The sequence below is a fragment of the Limnospira sp. PMC 1279.21 genome (genome assembly GCF_032349615.1).
In the GTDB taxonomy this organism is placed as follows: Bacteria; Cyanobacteriota; Cyanobacteriia; order Cyanobacteriales; family Microcoleaceae; genus Limnospira; species Limnospira fusiformis.
Window position 1 is genome coordinate 1 of record NZ_JARPLU010000263.1, and the last position, 4,526, is coordinate 4,526.

General features: G+C 47.2%; 5 protein-coding genes and 2 pseudogenes. 5 read left to right on the plus strand and 2 right to left on the minus strand.

Features of this window, described 5'->3' with window-relative positions; translation table 11 throughout:
- Window positions 1-458 precede the first annotated feature (458 nt).
- The 5 genes and pseudogenes from P5683_RS23025 to panD all read left to right on the plus strand — a co-directional run bounded on the left by P5683_RS23025 (window position 459) and on the right by panD (window position 3,620).
- A complete protein-coding gene (locus P5683_RS23025; protein WP_006625944.1) occupies window positions 459-1,028 on the plus strand; it encodes an inorganic diphosphatase in 570 nt (189 codons plus the stop codon).
- A 168-nt stretch (window positions 1,029-1,196) separates the two neighbouring features.
- Window positions 1,197-2,474: an RNA-guided endonuclease IscB gene (gene iscB / locus P5683_RS23030; RefSeq protein ID WP_315646963.1), complete on the plus strand. Its 1,278-nt coding sequence runs from the start codon at window positions 1,197-1,199 to the stop codon at window positions 2,472-2,474.
- 39 nt (window positions 2,475-2,513) lie between these two features.
- Window positions 2,514-2,885 (plus strand): annotated as a pseudogene (locus P5683_RS23035) (helix-turn-helix domain-containing protein); the annotation flags it as partial.
- Between the two features lie 68 nt (window positions 2,886-2,953).
- The gene (locus P5683_RS23040; RefSeq protein WP_006625949.1) at window positions 2,954-3,235 is read left to right on the plus strand and encodes a hypothetical protein; all 282 of its coding nucleotides are present in this window, start codon (window positions 2,954-2,956) and stop codon (window positions 3,233-3,235) included.
- A 19-nt stretch (window positions 3,236-3,254) separates the two neighbouring features.
- A complete protein-coding gene (gene panD / locus P5683_RS23045; protein WP_006615999.1) occupies window positions 3,255-3,620 on the plus strand; it encodes an aspartate 1-decarboxylase in 366 nt (121 codons plus the stop codon).
- A gap of 537 nt (window positions 3,621-4,157) precedes the next feature.
- Here panD and P5683_RS23050 read toward each other — a convergent pair.
- Entirely contained in the window at window positions 4,158-4,289 is a 132-nt protein-coding gene (locus P5683_RS23050) for an HNH endonuclease (RefSeq protein WP_228116578.1), read from the minus strand.
- 24 nt (window positions 4,290-4,313) lie between these two features.
- A pseudogene (locus tag P5683_RS23055) lies at window positions 4,314-4,475 on the minus strand (IS4 family transposase); the annotation flags it as partial.
- Window positions 4,476-4,526 lie beyond the last annotated feature (51 nt).

Below are 4,526 nucleotides of genomic sequence, written 5' to 3' on the forward strand. Positions count from 1 at the left end.
TATCGTCGCATTGTCAGGCAATAGCCGGATAAATGTCGCGTAAATGTATCAGTCTAAATTCTCTAGCCAACGGCTTAAACGGGGGCTGTATCGAACGAAAGATGGTTTTCTGGTTAACGCGGACTGTAACGGGGCGGCTAATATATTGAGGAAAAGTAAGCACAATGCTTTAAGCGGAGTGTCTGGGGGTTGTTTGGCACAGCCGTTAAGAGTGAAAATCTCTTAAAAATCTCCGCCTTCTACGGCGCTAGAGTGTCAACCGGACGCTAACCTTACGGCTATAGCGCGGGGCTTATCGGCGGTTAAGCTAAGTTTCTGGGTCAACCCTGATCAAGATTTGGCAAGCACTCAAGATTTGGCAAGCACTGGGGTAAGGGTAATCCTATCTCAGCCAGCCTAGCCTCTGAATAAATCCCCTTAGTGGGAAGTATGAAACATCAACTTGGAGAACGACAAATATGGACTTATCACTTATTCCCCCGGAACCGAAACCAGGATTGGTCAATGTGTTGATCGAAATTCCTGCGGGGAGTAAAAATAAATACGAATTTGACAAAGATTTACAAGCCTTCGCCGTAGATCGGGTTTTATACTCCTCTGTCCAGTACCCCTATGATTATGGGTTTATCCCGAATACTTTAGCGGATGATGGAGACCCCCTTGATGGCATGGTGTTGATGGATCAACCGACATTTCCTGGTTGTGTGATTGCGGCGCGGCCCATTGGTATGCTAGAAATGATTGATGGTGGCGATCGCGATGAGAAAATTCTCTGTGTTCCTGCCAAAGACCCCCGCTATAGTGAGGTAAAATCTCTGAAAGATATCGCACCTCACCGCCTAGAGGAAATTGCGGAATTTTTCAGAACCTACAAAAATCTTGAGAAAAAAGTCACAGAAATTCTGGGTTGGCAAGATGTGGACAAGGTACAAGCTATAGTGCAAGCCTCTTGCATAAAATCCGGTAATTTCCGGCAGGAGCCGGAAATTACTCCTCAAAGGAGATGTAAGATGCAGGTCCAGGATTAGACCTACGTTAAGGGGGTGATGACACCCACAGGTGAACGCCAGCCTGTTGCTCTGTCGTCTATCTTTAAGGAACGAGATGAGTGGATTGGCAATCTCGAGTGAGCTAGACGTAAAAAGCCCCTTTAACATGACCGAGGCAAACATTACCCCATCTGGGAGATAGCTTAAATGCCAAATTACCAAAATTACGTTTTTGTGGTTGACACACTGGGGCAACCGTTAAGTCCCACTCATCCGGCCAGAGCCAGAAAGCTTTTGAAGAAGGGTTTAGCCGCAGTGTTTAGGACTTATCCATTTACAATTATACTCAAGAAAACTGTTGAGAACCCGGGCAATGAACCTAGTCGGATCAAGTTAGACCCAGGGGCATCAGTGACGGGTATTGCCTTAGTTAATCAAAGTCGGGACACAGTTATCTGGGCGGCTGAATTGACTCATAGAGGAGATAGAATCCGAGCCAAGTTAACTGCACGTCGCGTGGTTCGCCGCCACCGTCGTTGCCGAAAAACTCGTTACCGTCAAGCCAGATTCAATAACAGAAAGCGCCAAGAAGGATGGTTGGCTCCCAGCCTCAAACATCGAGTTGAAACCACCTTGACCTGGGTAAATCGACTGATTTCCTCATGTCCGATAACGGACATATCAATGGAGTTGGTACGGTTTGACACCCAAAAGCTGCTCAACCCGGAAATATCTGGAGTTGAATACCAGCAAGGGGTGTTGTTTGGATACGAGTTGAGAGAATATCTCTTGACGAAATGGCAACACCAGTGTGCCTACTGTGGTGGCCAAAATATCCCTTTAGAAATCGAACACATTCAGCCAAAAAGCCAGGGTGGTTCCGACCGAGTTAGCAATCTGGCTATTGCTTGCCATAAATGCCATCAGAAAAAAGGTTCTCAGGCAGTCGAGCAGTTTCTGGAAAAAAAACCCGAAATCTTGAAGCGGTTGCTAGTTCAGGCCAAGGCCCCCCTGAAAAATGCGGCGGCCGTCAACTCTACCCGATGGGCATTGTTTAACGGCCTGAAGCTAACTGGATTACCCATTGAAATTGGCACTGGAGGTTTAACAAAATATAATCGGACGGTTCAAGGACTACCGAAAACCCATTGGCTAGATGACGCTGATTGTGTGGGAAAAAGCACCCCGACCCGGTTGAAAATCAAAACTCATCAGCCACTACTAATGACTTGTTTTGGGCGTGGTGGCCGTCAAAAAGCGGCTCCTAACAAGAGGCTTCCGATTCGCCATAACCCATTAAAACCAATTAAGGGATGGCTTACCGGGGATATAGCCAAGCAGATGGCACATGGAATCGGTAGAATAACCCCGTCGAGTCGCGGCAGTTTTGTTTTAACCAAACCTGACAAAACTCAGTTTTCAGTCAAACCAATAGATTTGAAACCTGTTTTGAGAAGAGATGGCTATTTGTATAAATTTTCCTGAGTTGTCAGGTAATTACCAGGTTATAGATATACTGCAAGGATGACGGAGAAAGCCTAGCGATACCGATTTTACCCGGAACAGGAAAACCTGTTGCGGAGGACTTTGGGTTGTGTTCGCCTGGTGTATAACAAGCCATTAGCCACGGGGACTGATGGTTGGACTTCGCTCACCAACCAAGGTTGGTACGAGGAACAAGAGGGCATTGATTACGTCGAGACTTCTTCGATGCTGAGGAGGTGGAACAAGACGGAAGGGCTGGACTTGATCAAGCAGGTCAGTTCGGTTCGGCGATCGCAGAGACTCAGGCATTGGCAGTCCGCATTTTCCAACTTCTTCGCGGGAAGGACGAAGTACCCGAAGTTTAAAAAGAGGAGGAAGGGCGGAAGGGCTGAGTTGACCAAAGCGGCTTTTAATCGGGCGGGTTTATCCAGTGGGCTGGTGTTGGGCATGGCTGACGGTGGAGGCCGCCCCTACAGGGGATGCTTAAACTGCGGATACGATCGCCCTTAAAAATGCCGTTAAAAGTCCGGGAGTGGGAATGTCCCGACTGGGAAACTGATCACGACCGAGACAGACGTAAACGCCAGGATCAACATCTTAGCTGCCTGGCTGGCGGTGTCGGTCTGGGTGGCGACCCGAAGACCAGAACACAGCCGGAGTTGCGGGAGTGGTGCTCAAAACCCCAAAGGGGGAAAGAACCAGAAACCCAAATTGTTAGGTTTGGGAATCCCCTTCCGGTTACGGGGAGGATGTCAATGTGATCTGATGAGACCTTAAAATATGTATCGAACCCTGTTGTTGGCTAAAATTCATAACTGTACCCTAACTGAGGCTAACCTTAATTATGTCGGCAGTATAAGTATTGACCAAAACTTACTGGACACTGCCGGAATTTTGGTTAATGAACAGGTACAGGTGGTTAACACCACTAACGGGGCTAGACTGATTACCTATGTCATTCCTGCCCCACCTGGGTCTGGTGAAATTCAATTGAATGGGGCGGCGGCTCGTTTAGGCATTCCAGGCGATCGCCTGATAATTATGGCCTATGGGCAGTTGACCCCGGAAGAAGTCCCCACTCATCAGCCGAAAGTGGTTCTTGTGGACGAAAAAAATCAAGTGATCGAAATTCGCGGCCATGAATAGTTTAACAAAATTATCAGAAAAAATGGGTTGAAAACCTCGTCCTTTTAGGGCGACTTGGTGTGAACATAAATTGAATTCGTTGACTTTGGGAACGCCGGAAACAAGAGACACTCCGTAATCCCTAAAACTCTAGCCATCACTGGTAGAAAAGCTTTCATCGTCAGTTCAAATGGCCAGAGCGAAGTCAAAATCAAATAGGGTAGGGCATACCCGAATTTACGCTTGGGGAGTAGTCTTTAAGAGTGCTTACTGTAAAAGGTGTAGGTGCGAGACCTTCAGGCATGAAATAGGGTTGAGACACCCGAAATAACCGCCTGGTGGGGACTTCAACCCCTTGGTTGAATACAAGAAGCGCACTTCTGACCATCCCTATAACTGTTTATATGTCCCGACGATTTGTATCATACGATACCAAATACCGGCAGGGAACCCAAGGTCAACAAACTCTGTAACAAATCGTAGTAGGGGTCGAGAGAGATGTCACCATCTCCCCCTCCCATACAGAACCGTACTTGAGACTTTCACCTCATACGGCTCCTAATTTGATTGTTCCATTGTTAAGGATACAGCGTTGGCATTGTCAATTGCCGTCTTATCATCATGACAGTGGCGGTGTAATAGTTGAAGGTTCTTGTATTCATCCTTTCCGCCTTGGCTTCGAGGTGCAATGTGGCTGAGAGGGTGACAAGAGAGCTAGACTGATTGCTGTACAAGGGATAGAGCATTTAGTCCTTGCCGAAAATTCTGAGCTTTATGAGGCTTGAGGGCCATCAATGCTAACATCTCTTCTTGCCAGAAAACTAGCGACTGGCTCCAAGCATAACCCGATAATCCGAGCCCAAAAATACTGTGATATCAAGTTCGCTTAATCGGTTATAATATCAGTGACCAATGCCAAACTTGCGA